The organism is Streptomyces sp. NBC_00443 (assembly GCF_036014175.1).
Classification (GTDB): domain Bacteria; phylum Actinomycetota; class Actinomycetes; order Streptomycetales; family Streptomycetaceae; genus Streptomyces.
The window spans coordinates 6,587,232-6,609,212 of sequence record NZ_CP107917.1 but is presented as its reverse complement, the minus strand read 5'-3'; the positions used below and the strand labels follow the sequence as shown (position 1 = coordinate 6,609,212).

Genomic DNA, 21,981 nt, shown 5'->3' with positions numbered 1-21,981 from the left:
CGTCAGGAGGCGGACATGCGGCTCGGGCTCGCACTCGGTTACTGGGGCCGCGGCCCCTCCGCGGACCACGTACCCCTCGCCCTGGAGGCCGAGCAGCTCGGCTACGACTCCGTGTGGACCGCGGAGTCCTGGGGCTCCGACGCTTTCACGCCGCTGACCTGGATCGCCGCGCAGACCTCAAGGATCAAGCTCGGCACGGCCGTTGCGCAGATGGCCGCCCGCTCCCCCACCACCACCGCGATGCACGCCCTCACGCTCGACCACCTCTCCGGCGGCCGCATGATGCTGGGGCTCGGGCTGTCGGGGCCGCAGGTGGTGGAGGGCTGGTACGGGAGGCCGTTCCCGAAGTCGCCGTTGACCGCGACGCGGGAGTACGTCGATGTCGTACGGCAAGTGCTGCGGCGCGAGGCGCCCGTCGAGGTCGATGGGCGCTTCCACTCCCATCCGTACCGCGGTCCGGACGCCACCGGCATCGGCAAGGCGCTGAAGCCGATCACCCACCCCCTGCGCCCGGACCTGCCCGTACTCCTCGGTGCCGAGGGGCCGAAGAACGTCGCCCAGACCGTCCGTATCGCCGACGGCTGGCTGCCGTTGTACTGGTCGCCGAGCAGGCCTGACGTGTACGGGGAGGCGGTCGGCGATCTTCCCGACGGCTTCCTCGTCGCCCCCATGGCCCGCGTGCGGGTCTGCGACGACGTCTCCGAGGGTCTCCTCCCCGTCAAGGCCATGCTCGGCCTCTACATCGGCGGCATGGGCCACGCGGCCCGCAACTTCCACGCCGACCTCATGGCGCGGATGGGGTACGAGGAGGAGGCCCGGCGGATCCAGGAGCTGTTCCTCGACGGGCGGCGCGAGGAGGCCGTATTCGCCGTGCCCGACGCCTTCGCCGACGAGATCTCCCTCGTCGGGCCCCGTGAACGCATCGCCGAGCGGCTGGAGTTGTGGCGCAAGGGGCCCGTGACCGATCTGCTGGTCCTCGCGCCCGATCCGCACACGCTGCGCGTGCTCGCCGAGCTCAACTCCTGAGCCGGACGCAGGACGGGTCACCAGAAGATCGCCAGCGCCTCCAGCGTCGCCTCCCGAGTCTCCTCGCGCCAGCCCGTCATCTTGCCGAGGCAGCGGGCCGTGAACGTGCCGGCGGGGATGGAGCGACGGGCGTTGCCGGAGGCTACGACTCGCATGTAGACGGGGGGTTGATCGTCGCCGTACTCGGCGCGCAGGACGAAGCCCTCCGGCACGTCCGGTACGCGCGTGAACTCCGCTCGTACCGAGACGAACTCCCCGATGCGGCTCAGGGAGACTTCGCGATCGTCGCCGAGGCGGTCGGCGAGTACGCGGTTGGGGACCACGGTCATCGTGGGCAGGTCGGCGTGGACGATGACGTCGGCGCGTTCGAAGGCGTCGATGAGCATGCCGATCACGTTGATCGGCTTGTCCTTGCGGACGAACTTGCGGAACGTCTCCTGGCTGACGTCCCGCTTGGCGCGGAACAGCCAGGCCAGAAAGCGGGTCCAGATGCCGACACTCGTGTCGACCTTCGTCCGCAGCTCCACGGCCTCCTCCAGCGCGGACCGGTAGTTACCGATCTCGTAGAGGTCCATGACGGACTGCTCGTCCAGGTACAGGCAGATGCTGTACGCGGACTGCCACCGGCGCATCCGGCGGCGCCGCTCGCGGGACTGGCGTACCAGGACCGCCGCGAGCACCACCGCTCCGACGGCCGTCGCCAGCCAGACCGTCATCCACGGCCACCACATGCTCCACCACAGTGCGTCAGTGACAGCCACGGATCTCCTTGAACGCCTCGGAAAGGGAGGAAGGGGCGGAAGGGGAGGAGTCGGCGGCTTCCACCATCCGCCCGCCCGTCTGCGCCGCCGCGCGCCGCAGTTCTGCCGCGTCGGCGTCGCCGAAGTGGACGGGGTAGGTGTGGACGCCGGTGCGGACGGGGGCCGGGAGTGCTTGGTGGCTGCGTACGAAGTCCGCATAGGCAAGGCCCGCGTTGTTCTCGCCGTCCGTCATGAGGACGAGTGAGACGGCACGGTCGGGGTCGTCCGCCAGCTCGCGGGCTGCGGTGCGGTAGCCGTGGTCGAGGGCGGACCATACGGCCGTGGAGTCGCCGTAGCCGCCGCGGGCCACGATGTCGGCCAGCGTCCGCAGGTCCTTCGGGCCGGTGACGGTGACCGTCCTCTCCTCCAGGACGCGGCCGCCGAAGCGGACCACCGTCAGCCGCTCGCCCCGGTAGAAGCGGGCGAACTTGCCGGAGGCCGTGGAGTCGGCGCCGCTCAGGTCGGCGAAGGCCTTGCGGAGCGCGGTCATCCGTTCGCCGCGCATCGAGCCGGAGAAGTCGAGCAGGAAGACGACCTGGCTGGCGGTACGCCGGTCGGGGTCGCCGTAGTCCGCCAACAGGGTTTCGATGACGGTGAGTTGGTCGGGGAAGTAGAGCGCGTTGCCGACCGGCTCGCGTAGCTGTGGGTCGCGGGTGACCGTGGTGCTGACGGGGCGGCGCAGGGTGCGCCGCATGATCTCCTGCTGCACCGAGTCGCGCTGGAGCCACTCGGTCACCTTCGCGTAGGCGGCGCGGTGCGAGGCGTCGAGGAGGAGCAGGGGGAAGTCGGCGAGGACCATGCCGTCCTCGGGGCGGACGACCTCCAGGCGGTCGTCGAGGCGGTCGGTGGCGTTGAGGGCGAGCAGGTCGGACTCGTACGTGATGAGGGCGTTGGCCTCGTCCTGGTGGTCGACGTAGGTGTCGACGAGGTCCGGCGAGGTGTCCGCGGTGAGGGCCTGGCCGGAGCGGAAGCCGCGCAGCCGGTCGCAGGAGACGTCGCCGGGGCGCAGTACCCCGCCGGTGCCGGCCGCGGCCGTGGCGACGCCGACCAGGGCGGCAAGCCCGCTGGCGGACTGCCGGGGATCCGCCATCCCGAAGCGGACGGTGCCCGTGGCGGCGGCGTCCGCGATGTCCGCCCAGGTGAGCCGACCGCCGGGCATCTCCGTGCGGAGTTTGCGCGCCGCGTCGGGCTTCAGTCCGATGACCACCGGGGATGTCATGGTCGCCGTGCGCTGCAACCCCTGGACCGCACTCCTGGCGGTAAGCCGCAGATAGCGGTCGGAGGACAGCCAGGCGAGGTCGTAGCGGTCGCGGTCCGGTGCCTTCGTCTCGGCGTCGGGCCGCAGGTCCAGCCGAAGGTCGACGCCGGTCTCCTGCTGCAACTCGCCGAGGAGTGGGGTGAGTACGGCCAGGTCGGGACTGGCGAGTACGCGCAGCCGGACGGGCTCGTCGCCGTCGTCGCCCGAGCAGGCGGTGAGTACGGCGGCCAGGAGGGTCAGGCAGAGCGCCAGACAGGGAACCAACGGGCCTGCCCCGCGCCTCACTGGACGTCGCCCTTCCGGTCCGGGCAGTCGCCGACCGTCTTGATCATCTGTTCCAGGAGGGGCAGCGGGGGCAGCACCGCACGGGTGTCGTTGGACGAGGTGGTGGGCACGGGGATGTGCCGCCGGGTGAGGAACTCGGTGAGTTCGTCGCCGGTCGTGCCGCCGTTGTTGCTGTTGCGGGCGCGGAAGCCCAGTTCCATGGCGCGGTGCTGGAGTTCGGGGTCCTCGCTGACGAGTTCGCCGAGCCGAGCGCCTTCGCCGGTCAGGGCGACGAGCTGGGGTTCGGTGACGAATCGCGTGGAGGGGTAGAGCAGGACGCGGTCGTCGTCCGTCTTGCCCTTCTCGGCCTGGTGGCGGATCTGGTGGGCGAGGAACTGGTGTTCGTAGATCACGGAGATCGGGGCGATGCTCTGCCCGTCGGGGGACAGATACGTTTCCGCCCGCTCGGAGGACGGCAGGCCCTGTTCGACGAGGAGCGGCTTGATCTCCTGGGCGACCCGGGCGGCCTCCTTCTCGTCGTCCGGGGCGTCGTTCTCGTTCTGGACGAAGGCGACGAGGCCGAGGTAGGTGCCGGCGGAGTTGGACTCACAGATGTCGGAGGTCTGGGCGAGGATCTTGTTGGAGTTCTCGACTCCGTGCCGGCCGATGCCGATGTCTTTCCAGCGCCTGTCGTCCTCGGTGAGTTTGACGAAAGGGGTCATGTCGAGGGTGTAGTACATCGGTCGGCCGCCCGGGTTCGGCTGCGCGTCGGCGATGTCCGCGTCGTCGGACTCGTTCGCGTAGCTGTCGAGCGTCTCCGCGTAACTCCGGTACGTGGCCAGCACGATGGGGCTGACGAACGGGCGGTACAGCAGCACCGGGCGGTTCACCGCGGCGCGCTCGCGGCTGATCAGGTCGGCCGCGGGCTGACCGGAGGGGAAGACGACGTCGTATCCCTCGAAGTCCTGGTTGGCGATCTCGCGCGAGCCCATGCTCGTGATGTGCACGCGGAATCCGTGCTTCATCAAAAGCCGCTCGACCTCGGGGTCCTGGAAGAAGTCCCGCTTGGAGGCCATCTTCGCCTCTATGGTGACGACCTGCCGCAGCGGTAACAGCAGGTTCCCGGTGGCCATGAGGAGGATCAGGCCGACGATCGGGACCGGCAGCGCGAGCGCAAGCACTCTGCGGCGCGGGCGGGCGCGCGGGGGTCTGTTGACGGCTAAGCGGGGCTCTTCGGAAGCGGGTCTGTTCGCGGGCACCTGCGTCTCCCCCCGTGGCTGGGGCAGGATCGTCGGTGATCGCGATGACGGGTGAACGACCTTACGGGAAACGCCAGTTGAACGTGAGGACCCGTTCGGGTTCCAGCCGGAATGCTCAACCGCGAGTTTTGGTCAAGGGTTTCAGTCACGCGTCCCGGGCTACCCGCAGGGCATGTCCCCTAGATATCGCAACGGTTCCAATCAGGCCGGCACGGCCATAGCGATCGTCGCTGACGTCATGGCCCTCATCCTGGGCATGTGGATCCTGATGTACCTGCTGGACGCCAACCGGGCGAACGACTTCGTCCAGTTCGTCCACGACGCGGCCCGCTGGCTGGCGGGGTGGTCCCACGATCTGTTCACCTTCGACGAGGAGTGGGCGAGGGTCGTGGCGGGGTACGGCCTGGCGGCGGTCGTGTACCTGTTCGTGGGCCACGCCATCGCCAACCGGGTCCACCGCCACTGACCCCGACGTCAGCCGCAGCAGTCCGGGTCCAGCCCGGTCGGCAGGCGATCCCCGCCGAACACCGCGCACGTCGCCTCATGCCCGCCCAGCGCGGCGACGGCCAGCAACAGCGAACCGGCCGTCCAGGTCGTGAGTTCGAGCGGCCAGACAGCGGCGTCCTCGAAGACGTAGCCCGTCCAGTACAGGCCGCTCTCCGGGTCCCGCAGATGCTGGATCGACTGGAGGATGTCCAGTGCCCGGTCGGACTCGCCCATCGCCCACAGGGCCAGGGCGAGTTCGGCCGACTCGCCGCCCGTCACCCACGGGTTGGGCACGACGCACCGCACTCCGAGTCCGGGCACGACGAACCGGTCCCAGCCTTCCTCCATCCGGGACTTGGCCTCGGCGCCCGTCAACGCCCCGCCCAGCACCGGGTAGTACCAGTCCATCGAGTACCGGTTCTTGTCGAGGAACCGCTCCGGGTGCCGACGGATCGCGTGCCGTAGCGCGCCCGCCGCCAACTCCCAGTCCGGCTGCGGCTCTTCGCGCTGCTCGGCGATCGCGAGCGCACACCGCAGCGCGTGGTGGATCGACGACGAACCGGTCAGCAGCGCGTCCGCTGTCGCCGTGCCGTCGTCATCGCGCCGCCAGCCGATCTGCCCGCCCGGCTGCTGGAGCTTCAGGACGAACTCGACGGCCGCGTAGACGGACGGCCACATCCCGTCCAGGAACGTGTCGTCGCCGGTGGAGAGGTAGTGGTGCCAGACGCCTACGGCAATGTAGGCGACGAAGTTGGTCTCGCGCCCGGGGTCGGTGACGTCGTCGTGGGCCCCGTCCTGGTAGGCGGCGTACCAGGAGCCGTCCTCGTTCTGGTGGGTGGCCAGCCAGGTGTACGCCCGCTCGGCGGCGGCGTGTTCACCGGCCGCGTCCAGCGCCATCGCCGCCTCGACGTGGTCCCACGGGTCGAGGTGATGCCCACGGAACCACGGGATCGCCCCGTCCTCCCGCTGCACGGCGAGGATCCCTGCGACGGTCGCGGCGGCCTGCTCGGCGGTGAGGACCCCGGGCAGGACGAGGTGTTCTGTCCGGGGGGTCGTCACTTGGCGGCCGCCTCGGAGAGCCGGGGCAGGTGGGGCTTGGTCGCGTACGCCACGAAGCTCTTGCCGATCAGCGGGTTCAGTGCCTGTTCGGCGACCCGGGTGGCCAGCGGTTTCTTCATGATGTCCCAGACCAGCAGCTTGTGGTACGCCCGCACCGGCAGCGCCTTGTCGTTGTCGACGCCGAACGCGCACTTCAGCCACCAGTACGGCGAGTGCAGCGCGTGCGCGTGATGGGTGCCGTACGGCTTCAGGCCGGCCTCGCGGATCTTCGCGAGCAGTTCGTCCGCCTTGTAGATGCGGATGTGGCCGCCCTCGACCTCGTGGTACGCGTCGGAGAGCGTCCAGCAGACCTTCTCGGGCCCGTAGCGGGGCACGGTGACGGCGATCCGCCCGCCGGGCTTCAACACCCGCACCATCTCGGCGAGTACGCCCTTGTCGTCCGGGATGTGCTCCATGACCTCGGAGATGATCACGACGTCGAAGGACTCGTCGGGGAACGGCAGCGCGAGCGCGTCACCCTCCATCGCGGTGGCGGTGGCGCCCTCGGGGGCCTCCCCCGCCTCCTCCATCGCCGCGAACCACTTGGCGACCTCGCGGATTTCCTCGGCGTTCTGGTCCAGCGCCACGACCTGGGCACCGCGCCGATAACACTCGAACGCGTGCCGGCCGGCCCCACAGCCGAGATCCAGAACACGGTCCCCCGGGGCAAGCGGGAACCGGGAGAAGTCGACGGTCAGCACGTGGCCCTGCTTTCGCGGTCGGAAGGGTGGGGGTGAGGGGAACAACTGGGGCGATGGGGGTGGGCGGGCGTGTGTACGACGGTCACTGGGCGGCCTCGGACACGCGCGCGGCTCGGCCGATTCCGGCGGCCGTCGCGGCAGCGTCCGTCACAGGTACGGCCTCTGCGAGCCCGGCGGCCTCGGCCACCGGCACGGCGTCGCCCGCCACGGCAACCTCAACTTCCGTCACACGTGCGGAATCGCCGGACTGCGCCGCCTCGGTCGCCTTGTCTGCCCCGGCCCCCCTGTGCCCCCCGTCGCGACCCCCTGAGCGGGATATGGCCTCGCGGTAGCGGGACACCGTCCCCTCTGCGGCCTTGGCCCAGGTGAAGTTGCGCAGGACCCGGTCGCGTCCGGCCGCGCCCAGGCGGTCGCGGAGTTCGGGGTCGCCGAGCAGGCGGCTCAGGCCGGCGGCCAGGGCGCCCGGGTCGCCCGGCGGCACCGCCAGACACGTCTCGCCGTCGCGGCCGGCGACCTCGGGAATCGCCCCGCCGGTCGTGGCGACGAGCGGCGTGCCCGTGGCCATGGCCTCGGCGGCCGGCAGGGAGAAGCCCTCGTAGAGCGACGGCACGCACGCCACCTGCGCCGAGCGGACCAGGTCGACGAGCTCCGCGTCGGAGATGCCCTTGACGAACTCGACGGCGCCTTCGAGGCCGTAGCGCTCCATGGCCTGCGCGACCGGGCCTTCCTCGGGCCGCTTGCCGACGACGACCAGGTGGGCGTCGGGATGCTCGGCGCGGACCTTGGCGAGGGCCTCGACGAGGAAGACCAGGCCCTTCAGCGGGACATCGGCGCTGGACGTCGTCACGATGCGGCCCGGGATCTGCCGTACCGAGGGATCCGGCGAGAACAGGTCCGTGTCCGCGCCGATGTGCACCACGTGGATACGGTCCTGCCGGACGCCGAGGTGGTCGACGATCTCCGAGCGGGACGTGCCCGACACGGTCAGCACCGACGGCAGCCGGCGCGCGACCCGCTTCTGCATGCGCGTGAAGGCGTACCAGCGGCGTACGGACATCCGCCGCTTCCAGCCCTCCGCCGCGTCCAGCTCCAACTGCCGGTCGACGGTGATGGGGTGGTGGATGGTGGTGACGAGGGGCGCGCCGACGTCGCCCAACAGGCCGTAGCCGAGGGTCTGGTTGTCGTGCACCACGTCGAACTCGCTGCGTCGGGCGCGCAGATGGCGGCGGGCGCGGAGCGAGAACGTCAGCGGCTCGGGGAACCCGCCGGTCCACATGGTCGCCACTTCCAGCGCGTCGACCCAGTCGCGGTACTCGTCACGCTTCGGCGTGCGGAAGGGGTCGGGCTGGCGGTAGAGGTCGAGGCTGGGGAGCTCGGTGAGGCTCAGGCGGCCGGCGTACTCCGCGCCCTCGTCGAGGACGGGGTAGGGCTGGGAGCCGATGACCTCGACGCGGTGCCCCAGGCGGGCCAGCTCGCGGGAGAGGTGCCGGACATAGACGCCCTGGCCGCCGCAGAACGGGTTCCCTTTATAGGTGAGAAGCGCGATGTCGAGCGGTCGCTCGCCGTCGGCGGCAAGGTCCCTCGGGGACCCGGCCTCCCTGGCCTCAGCGGTCACTCTGGGCCCCCTTCTCCCTGCACTGTCCCGCGAGATTACGCCGGGACGCTAATCTAGAACAAGTTTCAGACTTGATCGTTCAAGAGGCTCTGAATCTACCGGCAGGTAGCGCCGCTGTGAGCGATGGATCAGGTGATTCACGCCACGACCGACGCGCTGGCATGCTCTGTCCGGTCACTCACCCTCACCGACTGTCACGGAACGGGATCCATGCCTGCGGAAGTCAGTAGCGCGAGCGCCGCCTCACCGCCCCTCACCGAGCGGCAGGAGGCCCGCCGCCGGCGCATCCTGCACGCCAGTGCGCAGCTCGCCAGCCGGGGCGGTTTCGACGCGGTGCAGATGCGCGAGGTCGCGGAGTCCTCGCAGGTGGCGCTCGGCACGCTGTACCGCTACTTCCCGTCGAAGGTGCATCTGCTGGTCGCCACGATGCAGGACCAGTTGGAGCACATGCACGGCACGCTGCGGAAGAAGCCGCCGCAGGGGGAGACGGCGGCCGAGCGGGTCGCGGAGACGCTGATGCGGGCCTTCCGCGCCCTTCAGCGCGAGCCGCATCTGGCCGACGCCATGGTGCGGGCCCTGACGTTCGCCGACCGCAGCGTCTCCCCCGAGGTCGACCAGGTCTCCCGGCAGACCACGGTGATCATCCTGGACGCGATGGGTCTGGAGAACCCGACGCCCGAGCAGCTCTCCGCGGTCCGCGTCATCGAGCACACCTGGCACTCGGCGCTGATCACCTGGCTGTCGGGCCGTGCCTCGATCGCCCAGGTGAAGATCGACATCGAGACGGTGTGCCGGCTGATCGACCTGACGACACCCACGGACGCGCCGGACGCGTGAATGACCTACGAGACGGGTTCCCTTCGCCGGCATTGCCCGGATCAGGTACTGGGGGTCGCCTTCCGGCCCGACTGCTGCCTTCCGGCCTCTCAGCCCGGACCGTCGATGTCGGCCCCAGCGGAAACCGTCTGCTTCTCGCCAGAGTCGGCTACTCCGGTTCGGACTCCCTCACTCGTCCCGTAGGCCGACTTCCAGAATAGAACATTCGCCCGGAAATGAACCCCCTGAAAAGGGATTTTCTGGCGCTACTCCTCCGGCGGGAACACCGGCTCCCCGCTCCCCAGCAGCGTGACCACGATCGCCTCCACCGGGCAGCCCTCCGCCGCCGCCAGAATCGTCTCGTTCGCGTCGGTCTCCGGGTCGGCCGGATGGGACTGGCGGGCGGTGTCGAGGCGGAAGCCGTCGGGGGCGTGGTGGACGCACTGGGCCGAGCCGATGCACACCGACCGGTCGACCTCGACGTGCCAGCGGTCGCCCATCCCTACGCCTCCCAGCCGGCCGGCAGGTGGATCATCTTGTGCTCCAGGTACTCCCCGTACCCCTCGGGCCCGAACTCCCGCCCCAGGCCGGAGTTCTTGTAGCCGCCGAACGGGCCCAGCATGTCCAGGCTGAAGGTGTTCACCGAGTAGGTGCCGGTACGGACCTGGCGGGCGATCTCGATGCCGTGCGCGGTGTCGGCCGTCCAGACACTGCCGCTCAGGCCGTAGTCGGAGTCGTTCGCGATCTTGACGGCCTCGGACTCGTCGCCGTAGGGCAGGAGACAGATCACCGGACCGAAGATCTCCTCGCGGGCGATGCGCATCGAGTTGTCGACGTCCCCGAAGAGCGTCGGCTCGACGTACCAGCCCTTCTCCAGCCCCGCCGGACGGCCGCCGCCGGTCAGGATCTTCGCGCCCTCTTCCTGTCCGATGCGGATGAAGTCGAGGTTCCTGCGCTGCTGGCGCTGCGCCACCAGCGGGCCCACCTGTGTCGCCGGGTCCAGCGGGTCGCCGACCACCAGCGCGCCGGCCGCCGCGGCGAAGGCCTCGGCGAACTCGTCGTAGCGGGAGCGCGGGAGCAGGATCCGGGTCTGGGCCACGCATGCCTGGCCGTTGTTCATCCAGGCCGCCGGGACGACACCGGCGACGGTCGCCTCGACGTCCGCGTCCGGCAGGACCACGGCGGCCGACTTGCCGCCCAGCTCCAGTGTCACGCGGGTGAGGTTGCGGGCGGCGACCTCCATGACGCGCTTGCCCGCCGCCACCGACCCGGTGAAGGAGACCTTGTCGATCCCCGGGTGCCCGACCAGGTACTCACTCACCTCGCGGTCCGCCGGGAGGATGGACAGCACGCCCTCCGGCAGCCCGGCGTCCTTCGCGATCTCGGCGAGGAGGTAGGCGTCGAGCGGCGACTCCGGGGACGGCTTGAGGATGACCGTGCAGCCGGTCAGGAGCGCGGGCGCGAGCTTGGCGGCGGCGACGAACTGCGGGACGTTCCAGGGCACGACGGCGGCCACGACCCCGACCGGCTCGCGCCGCACGAGGATCTTCCCCAGCACGCCGTCGCGTGTCTCCTCGTACGTGAAGTTCCGCGCGACCGTGATCGCCGAGTCCCACACCATCATCGCGCCCAGCGCCTGCGCGAGGACGCTCCAGGAGTACGGGGAGCCGTTCTCGGAGGAGATCACGCGGGCGATCTCCTCGTGCCGCACGGCGATGGCGTCCTTGATCCGCGTGACGACCTCGATCCGCTCGTCGAGGCTCATCCGCGGCCAGGGCCCCTCGTCGAACGCCTTGCGCGCCACCGCGACCGCCCGGTCGACGTCGGCCGGCGAGGCGTGCGGCACGCGTCCGATGACTTCTTCCGTGTGCGGCGAGATCACCTCGATGACGTCCTTGCCCAGGGGGTCGGTCAACACCCCGCCGATGAACAGCTGTCCGTGTTCCACGAGCTCGGTCATGGCGACTGCCTCCCCTGGAGCGAGACTCTGAACTCTGGCTCTGACTCTGACTCTGACGAGCCATCAGATATCCCTGAACTGATACCAGTTCCACTCCAAGGAGTCCACGGACCGCACATGGATGACTCGGGCTCCCATCGAAACGCGTTCTAGTTATAGTGGCCGGGTCGGCCGGAAACGTGTCGCGGCGATTGGGGAGCCCATGGCGCAGGTGTACGACCACGGCGGCGGTGTGCGGTCCATCCAGGTCCCCATCCCCGACAACCCACTCGGCCACACCCTCGTCTACGTCGTCGACACCGACCGCGGCCCGGTGCTGATCGACACCGGCTGGGACGACCCGGCCTCCTGGGACACCCTCGCCGAGGGCCTGGCGGCCTGCGGCACCGCGCCCGCCGACATCCAGGGGGTGGTGATCACCCACCACCACCCCGACCACCACGGCCTGTCCGGCAAGGTGCGCGAGGCCTCCGGCGCCTGGATCGCGATGCACGCGGCGGACGCGGCGATCGTCCGGCGCACCCGCACCACCCGCCCCGAGCGCTGGTTCTCCTACATGGCGGCCAAGCTCACGGCGGCCGGCGCCCCCGACGCGCACGTGGCCCCCCTGCGCACGGCCCGCCGCCCGAGCACCCTGCCCGGCTTCTCCCCCGCCGCCCCCGACCACGAGATCGTCCCCGGCGAACTCCTCGACCTCCCCGGCCGCCACCTGCGCGCGATCTGGACCCCGGGCCACACACCGGGGCACGTCTGCCTGCACCTGGAGGAGCACCACCCGGCCCAACTCCCCGGGCGTGGCCGCCTGTTCTCCGGCGACCACCTGCTCCCCGGGATCACCCCGCACATCGGCCTGTACGAGGACCCCGACGACACCACCGTCACCGATCCCCTGGGCGACTACCTCGCCTCCCTCGAACGCGTCGGCCGCCTCACCCCCGCCGAGATCCTCCCGGCCCACCAGCACACGTTCACCGACGCCCCTGCCCGCGTAAGCGAGTTGCTGACCCACCACGAAACCCGCCTCACCGACCTCCTCGCCCTCCTCGCCACTCCCCTCACCCCCTGGCAACTCGCCGAACGGATGGAGTGGAACCGGCCGTGGGACCAAATCCCGTACGGATCACGGAACATCGCGATCGCCGAGGCGGAGGCCCATGTGCGGCGACTGGTGAAGCTGGGGCGGGCGGAGGCGGTGACGGGGAGTGAGCCGGTGACGTACGTGGCGGTGTGAGGACACCGGGTGTAGTTCAGGTGGTCAGTCGCGGCGAAGGGCTCCTCACAAGGCCGTTTCGCTCGAACGGTTGGCCGGAGGTCGTCTTGTCATGGGTCTTGCGCGAATGCAGCATGAAGGTGTCGAGTTGCCGACGCCGCTGCCGGAATACCCAGTACGGGAAGCGACACAAATGCGGGTTTCAGGTGCTCCGGGGCGCATCACCCGAGGGGAACTGTCATGCAAAGCGACGTAGAGAACCGCGCCGCCGCAGGACCAGTGGGTGAAGCCCGTCGTACCGCGAGCAGCACCGCCTGCCCTGACCGTGTGTCCCTGTGGAGCCTGACTCATCGAGGTGAGCGAAAGGTCATGCGGGTCTCGTCGACCGACAGCCCCACGTCCGCAGGATTTCAGTCCAACGTCTGAGACGGAACGCGGACGACGTGCCAGCGCTCGTGGCGATACGGCCATTCCGGCAGTTCGTGATGAAGGTCCACAGCAGGTGCGACCTCGCCTGTGACCACTGCTATGTCTATCAGCACGCCGATCAGAGCTGGCGCCGTCGCCCCCGGGTGATGGCGCCGCGCATCGTCCGGGCCACCGCCGAGCGCATCGCCGAGCACGCGCGAGCGCACCGCCTGAAGCGGGTGACTGTGGTGCTGCACGGCGGTGAGCCACTGCTCGCCGGACCCGAACGGCTCGCTGCCCTGGCCCGCGAACTGCGCCGCTCACTGGACGGCATCGCAGTACTCGACCTCCGTATGCAGACCAACGGACTGCTCCTCGACGACGAGTTCTGCGCACTGCTGGTACGTGAACGCATCCACGTGGGCGTCTCCCTGGACGGGGACCGGGCGTCCCACGACCGTCACCGGGTGCGGGCCGACGGATCAGGGAGCTACGACGACACGGTGCGCGCGCTGCGACTGCTCGGGCAGACAGCCCACCGTCCCGCGTTCGCGGGCCTGTTGTGCACTGTCGATGTCCGCAACGACCCGGAGGCGGTCTATGGCGCTTTGGCCGACGTACGCCCTCCGCGCGTGGACTTCCTACTCCCTCACGCCAATTGGGACCGTCCACCGGCTCGACCGTATGGCACCACGGACTACGCGGACTGGCTGATCACCGCGTACGAGCGGTGGAACCGGGACGACAGGCCGTTCAGCATCCGCGTCTTCGAGTCCGTGGAGGCAGCGGTGATGGGCGAGCCCGGCTTCACCGAGGCACTCGGGCTGGGCACTCCCGATCTCCTGGTGATAGAGACCGACGGGGCGATCGAGCAGGCTGACTGGCTCAAGACGGTGGCCGAGGGCGCCCCGGAGACCGGCTATCACGTCCTGGTCAACAGTTTCGACGAGGCGGCCCGGCACCCCGGCTTCCAGGCTCGAAGCCTCGGCATCGACGGACTGGCCGACCAGTGCAGGGCGTGCCCGGTGGTGAGCATCTGCGGCGGAGGGCTCTACGGTCACCGGCACAGATCCGCGACCGGCTTCGTCAACCCCTCCGTGTACTGCGCCGACCTGCTCAAGCTCATCCAGCACATACAGTCGACCACCCCTGCGACACAGTTGCTCGCCGTGCCGCCAGCCGACATCGGCGCGCTCACTGCTGGCGGCGCACCGGAGCACGCGGCCGTACTGCGCCTGTCGAAGGCCCAGTTGGACCTGTGCCGCTCGATGCTGGCGTATCTGAACCAGGCCGGCGTCGGCTCGGAGGAGACCTGGCAGGCTCTGCTGGACCTGGACGGTCCCGACCTCGACCTCGTGCTCGCGGATCCCGCGGTCCACTCGTGGGCGGTGGCGGCATGCTCCGCCGACACAAGCGGGCAGGCCGTGCCGGACACCGAATTCCTCGCGGGAATCGCCCTGGCCGCGGCACTTCGCTCAGGGCAGCGTCTGAAGCTCACGGTCCCCATGAGCACCCCGGGCATCCTGACCCTGCCCTCGGTCGGTCGGCTACGGATGCTGCCGAACGGGGTATCCATCTCGTCCGGGAAGGGGATCCGGGTGCGTACCGACGACGGACGCGTGTGGCGGGCGGACGGCGGCGGGGCGATCTGGGAACCCGTACAGAACTTTTCGGCCGGGGGGTTCGACGTGTCACTGGAGTCGAACACCCTTCGCCCGACGGCTGCCGGGTCGCCGGCCGACCTCGCGGCCAAATGGCGGCGGCCACTCGAAGCGGCCTGGGCAGCCCTCTCCCATCAGCACCCGTACCAGGCTGCCGCCCTGGCAGCCGGTGTGAAGACACTGGTGCTCCTCGACAGTGAGCCGCCGCAGAACGCTTCCCGACCGCCATTCGGCGCGCTGGCGCTGGCACCGCCCGGCACCACCCAGGACCTCGTCCTGGCCCTGCTCCGGGAATGGCAGTACGCGAAGTTCGCGGCCCTCCGCGACCTGCACGACCTCGGCGGCACGGGGCAGGAAACGGCGCTGCGGGAGGCGTACGCTCACCTAGCCGTGGCTCGCGTATGGCACACCCGTCCGGGGCCGACCGCCCAGGACCGGGCAGCCACGTGGGGGAAACGCTCGCTCGCCGCCCTGGATGCCTTCGCCTCCGAGACCGACGCCGCCCCGGCTGCTACCGGCCTGCGCCTCGCAACGGAGATCAGAGCAGCCGCCGACTCGCTGATCGCTGCCCCATGACAGCGGCGTACACAAGAGGCAGGCTCACCGATGATCTTCGGTCCCTCGGGCTGCGTCCGGGCGACATCGTCCTGGCGCACTCTTCACTGAGCCGGATCGGCCCGACTGAACGAGGGGCGGCAACAGTCGTAGAAGCTCTGCGCGCCGCTGTCGGCCCCGAGGGGACCATCGTCGTACCGACGTTCACAGCGGCCAACTCCCTGTCGTCCCCCATTTACCACGAACGCACCAGGGGCATGACCGCTCAGGAGATCGACGCGTTCCAGGAGGCCATGCCGGGGTTCGACCCCGCCATCACGCCCAGCACCGGAATGGGCGCCGTCGCCGAACTGGTGCGCACCACGCCGGGGGCACGGCGCAGCGCGCACCCGCAGACGTCGCTGGCCGCGTGGGGGCCGCGGGCCGAGGCCATCACCCGGCGCCACCCCCTCAACTGCCCCCTCGGGAAAGACTCTCCGCTGCACCTCCTCTATGAGCTCAAGGCGCGCATCCTGCTGCTGGGGGTGGGCTACGAGTCATGCACGGCCTTTCACCTCGGCGAGTACAGCTCGCCCGCCCCGCCCATGGGCGTCTACGAGTGTGTGGTCGCCGATGGCCGGAAGGCCAACGGTCAACCCGGGCGACAGTGGCGGTCGTTCGAGGCCGTGGCCTTGGACGACCGGGACTTCGGGCGCCTCGGGGGGTGGCTGGAGCACCAGCGCACGGACACGGGACAGCGCGTGGTGCGGCGCGGTCGGGTGGGCGGAGGAATTGCCCGGCTCCTCCCTCTGGCTGATTCGGTGGACTTGGCTGTGGAATGGTTCAAGGAACACCGCACGGGCTGAGGGGGCAGCGCTGGTGACCGAATCGCACTTATCGGGCCGCCCGGCTGACAGCCAGGATCTGTACTTTTTCCACAGTTATGCACAGTTGCCCGGCGCCGCAGGCCTGCGTGCGCCGGACGAACGGCAGGAGGCATTCCATGCGCTGCTGTCCCAGTTCGTCTTGCAACTGACCACGCACGACGGGGAAACTCCGATCGGCTTTCTCGACAAGCGCATGCCCCTGGGCGGCGCGTGGGAGAAGCATCTGAAGGAGGCGCTGGCGACCTGCCGCGTCTTCATGCCGGTGTATTCGCCTCGCTATTTCGCCAGTCACTGGTGCGGGATCGAGTTCGACGGCTTCCTCCGACGGCAGGCCGAGCACCACCGCAGTGAGCGCTACACCGTCAGCGCGATCGTCCCGGTGCTGTGGACGTCTCCCGGCAGGATCGTGCTGCCCGAGGTCGTCGAGCCGTTCCAGTGGTACAGCCTCGACCTCGGAGACGACTACCGGCGCATGGGGCTGCTGGGTCTGATGGAGGCGGGCAAGTGGCGCATCTACCGGCGAACCGTGTGGCGGCTCGCCGAGCGGATCGTCGACGTCGCCACGGCAGCCCGGCTCAAATCCTGCGACGTCAGCCTGTTCGACGGTCTGAGCAACGCCTTCGCGCCACGTACTCAGGGGGACTCATGACGGACTCGACTCCGGTCTTCTTCCTCAGCTACGCCCGCACGCCGGGGCCTCAGGGGGCCAACGCCGACCGGCCGGTCTTCTCCTTCTTCGAGGAGCTCAGCGAGCGAGTGGCCCGGCTGACCGGCGTGCCCGCGGAGCATGCCGGTCACGTGGACCGTCCGGACGCTGCATCCGATGGATGGCTCTCGAAGCTGACAGCCAGCAGTGTCTTCGTCCCTCTGTACTCACCGCGGTACTTCACCGATCCGCTCTGCGGACGCCAGTGGACCGCTTTCAAGCGACGCGTGGGCCTCGACTACGGCCGGGCCGTGGTCCCCGTTTTGTGGATCCCGCCCACCCATGGCACCACACTGCCGATGGCCGCCCTCGATATCCCCACGCACCTGCCGCGCGAGGGCGGGGACGAGGAACAGCACGCACAGGACCGCTACGCCGAATCCGGCCTCTATCAGCTCATGGAGATGGAGGAGGACGACCAGCGCGCCTATGGCGCGGTCCTGGGACGACTGGCCCAGCGCATCGCGCGGGCGTGGGAGGACACACCTACGCGGCCAGTCAGCATCGAGCGGCTGACCGATCGCCGCGGTCTGGTGGACGCGTTCGCGGCCCAACCCTCGAAGCCGACCCTGCGAATCACGGTTGTCGCGCCGACCGCCGGCCGACTCCCGCCGGGGCGTGAGGCAGTCTCCTACGGACCGGACACCGAGTCATGGAGGCCCTACCGCACGGCGCGTGGAACGCTGACCCAGCAGGCTTTCGCTCTCGCCCGCAATCTCGGCTTCGAGCCCGAACTGATCCCCCTCGAAAAGGCCTACGAGAGCATTGCCTACGACAGTTCCGCGCGCGAACCCGTCAGGCCCATCGCTCCCTCAGTGCTCGTGGTCGATGCGTGGGTACTGGGCGATCTCAGGATCGCGGAGCGGGTGCAGCACATCGTCCGGGCCGACCGGCCGTGGCTGGCGGTGATGGCAGTGCTGGCCGAGGACGACCCACAGACCCGGAGCAATGAGGCACGACTGCGGGCGCTGCTGGAGACGACGCTGTCCCGGCACCGGCATCTGGGCGAGATGCCCCGCACCGCTCGCGGTACCGCCGCACGAGGCATTCCGAAGGCCGATGCGTTCGCCTGGCTCTTCGCGGAGTTGGCGAAGAGTTGCTATTTGCGGTATCTCGATTCCATCCAGGATGTTGCCCCGCGCCCGTCGGCCGACCCGGCGGGGAGTCCCGGGGTTCGGAGGCCAACCAGTGACTGACGTGAAGGGCGCGGATGAGATGGCGGGAATGCTGAATCCGGGTCCGGAGGAAACGGCCCGAGGGAAGGTCATCACCTTCTACTCGTACAAGGGCGGCACCGGCCGCACCATGTCCCTCGCCAACACCGCCTGGATCCTGGCATCGGGTGGAAAGCGGGTGCTCGTCGTCGACTGGGATCTCGACGCGCCCGGCCTCGACCGCTTTCTGCATCCCTTCCTGGAACGCGACCGGTTACGGACCGCGCAAGGCATCATCGACCTCTTCCTGCACTTCAACCAGACCGTGCTGGAGCAGCGGAAGCAACCGGAACCTCACGCACAGGACGAGTGGGAGACCGCCGAAGCGGCTTGGGTGGCCACCCAGGCCCATTTCAACCACTGTGTAATCCCGATCGACTGGGAGTTTCCCGGCGGCGGTCGGTTGGACTACGTCTCGCCCGGCACGCAGAACAAGGAGTACCTGTCGGCGTACTCGCAGTTCGACTGGATGCATTTCCTGGACCACACCTGGCACGGACCGGTCTTCGTCCAGGCACTGAAGCGCGAACTCACTCAGAATTACGACTACGTCCTGATCGACAGCCGCACCGGTCTGAGCGACGTCTCCGAGGTGTGCACGGTGCTGCTGCCGGACGCCCTGGTCGTCGCCTTCACACCCAGCAGCCAGGGAATGGACGGCGCACTGGCCGTGGCGCAGAAGATCGAGGGTCTCTACGGCTATCGGGGGATCCGCATCATTCCGGTCCCTATGCGCGTGGAGGACGCGAACGGCGAGGCCGACCGCCTGGAGGCGGCGCGGGAGCAGATGCGGGCGAAGTTCGCCGACATCGTGCGCCGCCACTGCGCCCTGGACACCCAGGAGTACTGGGGCAAGGTCGAGATCCCTTACCGGCCCTTCTACGCCTACGAAGAACTGCTGGCCCCCTTCCGTGATGCTCCGGGCAGCCCCACCTCGCTGCTCGCCGCTTGCGAACGGCTGACTGATGTCATCTCCGAGGGCGAAGTCACCGCGCTTCCCCGCTTGGACGATTCCGAGCGCAAGCGGGTTCTCGCTCTCTACAAGCGGCCCAGACCGCTGGAGAACACCACAATCCATGTCAGCTTCGTCCCCGAGGACCGCACCTGGGTCGACTGGATCGAGTTCACCCTCAAGTCCGTTGGTTTCCAAGTACGTCTGCTCTCCAACGGCACCACCACAGCACCGCCGCGAACCACGGGCAAGAAGACGGTGGAATCACCCACCCGGACCATCGCGGTCCTCTCCCAGGCCTACCGACGGTCCGCGGAGACACGCGCGGTATGGGAGGCGGCCGACACCGTCGACGACCTGGGCAATCGGCGCAGTCTGGTTACCGTCCGGGTGGACGACGTACGGCTGAGTCCGCCGTTCTCCGAGCGCACATCCGCGGATCTGTCCCGATGCGGTGCCGATGAGGACGCCGCCAGGCAAGCGCTGCTGAATGCCGTGGAGGCTCCGGCCCAGACGTTGTTCAGCCCGGCCGTCACGAGCGACGGTGGTCCTCGCTTCCCCGGAGCCGAGCCCGCAGTGCTGTCCCCGGACATGCCGATCCGCAACCCGTCTTTCACCGGTCGCGAGCAACTGCTGGAGTTCCTGCGCGAGCGGCTGCTGGCCGGCGACGGCACGGTGCTTCTGCGCGGCTTGGGTGGCGTGGGCAAGACGATGTTGGCCATGGAGTTCGCCCACCGCTTCAAGAGCGGTTACGACGTCGTGTGGCACGTCCAGGCCGATCAGCGAAACCTTGCAGTGGAACAGTTCGCGGGGCTGGCAAGCTATCTGAATGTTGCCCAGCGCAAGAACCCGACGGCGACGGCAGCCGGCGTCAAAGATGCGCTGCGTCTGGGCCGGCCCTACAGCCGCTGGCTGCTGATCCTCGACAACGTCGAGCACGTGAACGATCTGTCCGACCTCCTGGTGAGCAGCAAGTCCGGCCACATCCTGGCCACCAGTCAACGCTCCGAGGGCTGGGAGCGGTATGCGGAGATCGTCGATGTCGGCGTCTTCAAGCGCGCGGAGAGCGTGTTGCACCTCAAGCGCAGGCTCACCGAGTGCAGCACCAAGGAGGCCGACGAAGTGGCCGCCGCCCTCGGCGATCTGCCGCTGGCCGTCGAGCACGCGGCTGCCGTGCTCAAGGAAAGTGGCCTTCAGACCCGTGAATACGTGAAGCTCCTCGAGCGCCAGCCCTCCGCCGACACACCCGATCTGGGCCCCGAAAATCGGGTACTCGACGTCTCCCAGACCTGGAAAGTGGCCATCGATCAACTCAACAAGAACTTTCCGCCGGCAGCTCAACTGCTCAAACTAGCTGCCTGGTTCAGCCCTGAACCGATCTCCATGAACCTGCTTCAGGGCACGCAGATCGCACAGTCCCTGATCGGCCCGAGCACCTCGGGCGATCAGGAGTTCCGGCCGCATGCCTTCGACAGCACAGAGATGATCGCTCGGGCGTTCCGGGAGCTGAGCCGTCTCTCACTCGCCGCTGTGGACCGCAAGTCGAGCAGTCTCCGCGTGCACCGACTGGTGCAGATGTCGGTGCGCCAGAACATGACGGACGAGGAGCAGGAGGCCACCCGGGACGTCGTGTTCCGCACCCTGGTGGCTGCCCGTCCCGAACAGGACGACCCCGAAGACCACCACACCTGGGAGCGCTACCGCATCATCTGGCCACACTTGGGAACTCCGTGGGCCCTCACTACACCCGACTACGGCATCCGCAAGCTGATCGTGGACCGGGTACGCCAGTTGCGTCGCCGCGGTGAGCTGAGGCAAGCGCAGGACCTCAGCACTCGCGTGCATCAGGGTTGGCTCGAACACAGCGGGCCCGACGAGCGCTGGGTGCTCCACATGGGCTTTCAGATCGCCAACATTCTGCGTGCGCAAGGCAGGTACAAGGAGGCCCTGGACATCGGCACAGATGTACTGAGGCGCCAGGAAGCGGCCCTGGAGAGCCCATACGATCTCCATATCCTCATGACCTCCGGCGGTGTGGCAGCCGACCTGCGTGGTCTGGGCCGCCATGGCGAAGCACTGGAACGCGACCGCCTCAACCACGAGAGGTTTCTTGAGTTGTTCGGCGAGGACCATCCACGCAGCCTGGTGGCAGCCAACAATCTCGCCGTGTGCCGAAGGGTGTTGGGGCAGTACTCGGACGCGCTGTCACTGGACCGCAGAACGATGGAAACCCGGAACAAGATCCTGGGCGCGGAACACCCCTACACGCGGGAATCGACTATCAACTACGCCCGCAACCTGCTCGACTGCGGCGAATACGCCGGATCCGAGCTTCTGTTGCGACGTACCTACGACCACTGTCTGGACAACAAGGAGTTCGGCCCGTCCTCTCCCACGACCATCAACGCGGGGAGGTCGCTTTCTGGAGCCCTGCTCCACCTGGGCCGCGCCCAGGAGGCGGAGCAGCTGACGCGCACGGTGCTGGCCAATCTACCCTCCGAGGAGGGCTCCGCCTCCCCCAACCGGCTGCTGCTCCAACTGGGACTGGCCGGGATGCTGGGCGCGCAGGGCCGTACGGAGGAAGGCTGCGACCTGGCACGCCAGGTCCTGGACGACTGCCGTCGGCTCTTCCATGACAAGCACCCCTACACGGTGGCTTGTTACGCGAACCTGGCCGTGCTCCTCTACTCGGCCAACGAGGTGGCCTCCTCCCTGGCCTACGCAGAGCAGGCGGCACGGGCCTTCGCGGAGATCTTCGACGACGACCACCCGTTCACCCTGATGTGCCGGATGAACCTGGCCAATGCCCAGGCCGCCCTGGGACAGCGGGAACGAGCCCGCGCGACGTACGAGGAGGTACTGGACCGGCTTGGCGACGTCCTCAACGACAACCAGCACCCCGCCCCGCTGGTCTGCGCCGCCAACCTCGCGGTGGTTCTGAACGAACTGGGAGAGGCGGAGGCCGCCGAGCGGCTTCGCGAGGAGGTGCTGGGGGCGCTCACCGCGCGACTCGGAGCCGACCACCCTAGGGCTCTCGCCCTGCGCAAGTGGAGTCGCTCGGGCTGGGAGTTCGACCCTCACCCGATCTGATCTGCGGGAGGGGGCGCTCCCTGGGCTCCAGCGAGC

17 protein-coding genes are annotated in these 21,981 nt (G+C 69.0%); 9 read left to right on the top strand and 8 right to left on the bottom strand.

Translation table 11 applies throughout. The features are described 5' to 3' along the window. The first annotated feature begins 15 nt into the window (after positions 1-15). A complete protein-coding gene (locus OHO27_RS30155; protein WP_328428115.1) occupies positions 16-1,026 on the top strand; it encodes an LLM class F420-dependent oxidoreductase in 1,011 nt (336 codons plus the stop codon). Positions 1,027-1,043: 17 nt separating this feature from the next. Here OHO27_RS30155 and OHO27_RS30150 read toward each other — a convergent pair whose 3' ends face one another. From OHO27_RS30150 to OHO27_RS30140, 3 genes are read right to left on the bottom strand one after another with little or no spacing between them, the layout of a single operon-like run. Continuing rightward, positions 1,044-1,787 carry a hypothetical protein gene (locus OHO27_RS30150; protein WP_328428114.1) on the bottom strand — a complete coding sequence of 248 codons (744 nt, stop codon included), beginning with the start codon at positions 1,785-1,787 and terminating at the stop codon, positions 1,044-1,046. Further along, positions 1,774-3,369, bottom strand: a complete 1,596-nt coding sequence (locus OHO27_RS30145) for a VWA domain-containing protein (protein ID WP_328428113.1) — start codon at positions 3,367-3,369, stop codon at positions 1,774-1,776. The genes OHO27_RS30150 and OHO27_RS30145 overlap by 14 nt, the downstream gene beginning before the upstream one ends. Then, entirely contained in the window at positions 3,366-4,481 is a 1,116-nt protein-coding gene (locus OHO27_RS30140; RefSeq protein WP_328428112.1) for a hypothetical protein, read from the bottom strand. Before OHO27_RS30140 ends, OHO27_RS30145 begins: the two co-directional genes overlap by 4 nt. A 298-nt stretch (positions 4,482-4,779) precedes the next feature. Here OHO27_RS30140 and OHO27_RS30135 point away from each other — a divergent pair, with 298 nt between their 5' ends. Further along, positions 4,780-5,073: a hypothetical protein gene (locus OHO27_RS30135; RefSeq protein WP_328428111.1), complete on the top strand. Its 294-nt coding sequence runs from the start codon at positions 4,780-4,782 to the stop codon at positions 5,071-5,073. Positions 5,074-5,081: 8 nt separating this feature from the next. Here OHO27_RS30135 and OHO27_RS30130 read toward each other — a convergent pair whose 3' ends face one another. The 3 genes from OHO27_RS30130 to OHO27_RS30120 all read right to left on the bottom strand — a co-directional run bounded on the left by OHO27_RS30130 (position 5,082) and on the right by OHO27_RS30120 (position 8,507). After that, positions 5,082-6,152 (bottom strand): prenyltransferase/squalene oxidase repeat-containing protein, encoded by a 1,071-nt coding sequence (locus tag OHO27_RS30130; protein ID WP_328428110.1) that lies wholly within the window; start codon positions 6,150-6,152, stop codon positions 5,082-5,084. Then, a complete protein-coding gene (locus OHO27_RS30125) occupies positions 6,149-6,892 on the bottom strand; it encodes a class I SAM-dependent methyltransferase (protein ID WP_328428109.1) in 744 nt (247 codons plus the stop codon). Before OHO27_RS30125 ends, OHO27_RS30130 begins: the two co-directional genes overlap by 4 nt. 82 nt (positions 6,893-6,974) lie before the next feature. After that, the gene (locus OHO27_RS30120) at positions 6,975-8,507 is read right to left on the bottom strand and encodes a glycosyltransferase family 4 protein (RefSeq protein WP_328428108.1); all 1,533 of its coding nucleotides are present in this window, start codon (positions 8,505-8,507) and stop codon (positions 6,975-6,977) included. 210 nt (positions 8,508-8,717) lie between these two features. Here OHO27_RS30120 and OHO27_RS30115 point away from each other — a divergent pair, with 210 nt between their 5' ends. Continuing rightward, positions 8,718-9,344, top strand: a complete 627-nt coding sequence (locus tag OHO27_RS30115) for a TetR family transcriptional regulator (protein ID WP_328428107.1) — start codon at positions 8,718-8,720, stop codon at positions 9,342-9,344. 245 nt (positions 9,345-9,589) lie between these two features. On the opposite strand, the gene OHO27_RS30110 is transcribed toward OHO27_RS30115, so the two are convergent. Together OHO27_RS30110 and OHO27_RS30105 are read right to left on the bottom strand one after the other, a co-directional pair. Beyond that, positions 9,590-9,823 (bottom strand): ferredoxin, encoded by a 234-nt coding sequence (locus OHO27_RS30110; protein WP_328428106.1) that lies wholly within the window; start codon positions 9,821-9,823, stop codon positions 9,590-9,592. Positions 9,824-9,825: 2 nt separating this feature from the next. Continuing rightward, positions 9,826-11,283: an aldehyde dehydrogenase gene (locus OHO27_RS30105; protein ID WP_328428105.1), complete on the bottom strand. Its 1,458-nt coding sequence runs from the start codon at positions 11,281-11,283 to the stop codon at positions 9,826-9,828. A 202-nt stretch (positions 11,284-11,485) separates the two neighbouring features. Here OHO27_RS30105 and OHO27_RS30100 point away from each other — a divergent pair, with 202 nt between their 5' ends. From OHO27_RS30100 to fxsT, 6 genes are all read left to right on the top strand, one after another. Further along, positions 11,486-12,514 carry an MBL fold metallo-hydrolase gene (locus OHO27_RS30100; protein ID WP_328428104.1) on the top strand — a complete coding sequence of 343 codons (1,029 nt, stop codon included), beginning with the start codon at positions 11,486-11,488 and terminating at the stop codon, positions 12,512-12,514. Between the two features lie 422 nt (positions 12,515-12,936). Beyond that, entirely contained in the window at positions 12,937-15,138 is a 2,202-nt protein-coding gene (locus OHO27_RS30095; RefSeq protein WP_328428103.1) for an FxsB family cyclophane-forming radical SAM/SPASM peptide maturase, read from the top strand. Continuing rightward, complete coding sequence (locus OHO27_RS30090; RefSeq protein ID WP_328428102.1) at positions 15,135-15,962, top strand: aminoglycoside N(3)-acetyltransferase; 828 nt, start codon at positions 15,135-15,137, stop codon at positions 15,960-15,962. Before OHO27_RS30095 ends, OHO27_RS30090 begins: the two co-directional genes overlap by 4 nt. A gap of 13 nt (positions 15,963-15,975) precedes the next feature. Then, on the top strand, positions 15,976-16,632 hold the full coding sequence (locus OHO27_RS30085; RefSeq protein WP_328428101.1) for a TIR-like protein FxsC: 657 nt from the start codon (positions 15,976-15,978) through the stop codon (positions 16,630-16,632). Next, positions 16,629-17,885 carry a TIR-like protein FxsC gene (locus tag OHO27_RS30080; protein WP_328428100.1) on the top strand — a complete coding sequence of 419 codons (1,257 nt, stop codon included), beginning with the start codon at positions 16,629-16,631 and terminating at the stop codon, positions 17,883-17,885. Before OHO27_RS30085 ends, OHO27_RS30080 begins: the two co-directional genes overlap by 4 nt. A gap of 19 nt (positions 17,886-17,904) precedes the next feature. Then, positions 17,905-21,945, top strand: coding sequence for an FxSxx-COOH system tetratricopeptide repeat protein (gene fxsT, locus OHO27_RS30075; protein ID WP_443059725.1), 4,041 nt, complete (start codon positions 17,905-17,907; stop codon positions 21,943-21,945). The last annotated feature ends 36 nt before the right edge of the window (positions 21,946-21,981 follow it).

What these genes read in the sequence shown, in the direction of transcription:
- OHO27_RS30155 (WP_328428115.1), top strand. Translation starts at nt 16, where the DNA reads ATGCGGCTCGGGCTCGCACTCGGTTACTGGGGCCGCGGCCCCTCCGCG.
- OHO27_RS30140 (WP_328428112.1), bottom strand. Translation starts at nt 4,481, where the DNA reads ATGGCCACCGGGAACCTGCTGTTACCGCTGCGGCAGGTCGTCACCATA.
- OHO27_RS30135 (WP_328428111.1), top strand. Translation starts at nt 4,780, where the DNA reads ATGTCCCCTAGATATCGCAACGGTTCCAATCAGGCCGGCACGGCCATA.
- OHO27_RS30115 (WP_328428107.1), top strand. Translation starts at nt 8,718, where the DNA reads ATGCCTGCGGAAGTCAGTAGCGCGAGCGCCGCCTCACCGCCCCTCACC.
- OHO27_RS30110 (WP_328428106.1), bottom strand. Translation starts at nt 9,823, where the DNA reads ATGGGCGACCGCTGGCACGTCGAGGTCGACCGGTCGGTGTGCATCGGC.
- OHO27_RS30105 (WP_328428105.1), bottom strand. Translation starts at nt 11,283, where the DNA reads ATGACCGAGCTCGTGGAACACGGACAGCTGTTCATCGGCGGGGTGTTG.
- OHO27_RS30100 (WP_328428104.1), top strand. Translation starts at nt 11,486, where the DNA reads ATGGCGCAGGTGTACGACCACGGCGGCGGTGTGCGGTCCATCCAGGTC.
- OHO27_RS30090 (WP_328428102.1), top strand. Translation starts at nt 15,135, where the DNA reads ATGACAGCGGCGTACACAAGAGGCAGGCTCACCGATGATCTTCGGTCC.
- OHO27_RS30080 (WP_328428100.1), top strand. Translation starts at nt 16,629, where the DNA reads ATGACGGACTCGACTCCGGTCTTCTTCCTCAGCTACGCCCGCACGCCG.
- fxsT (WP_443059725.1), top strand. Translation starts at nt 17,905, where the DNA reads ATGGCGGGAATGCTGAATCCGGGTCCGGAGGAAACGGCCCGAGGGAAG.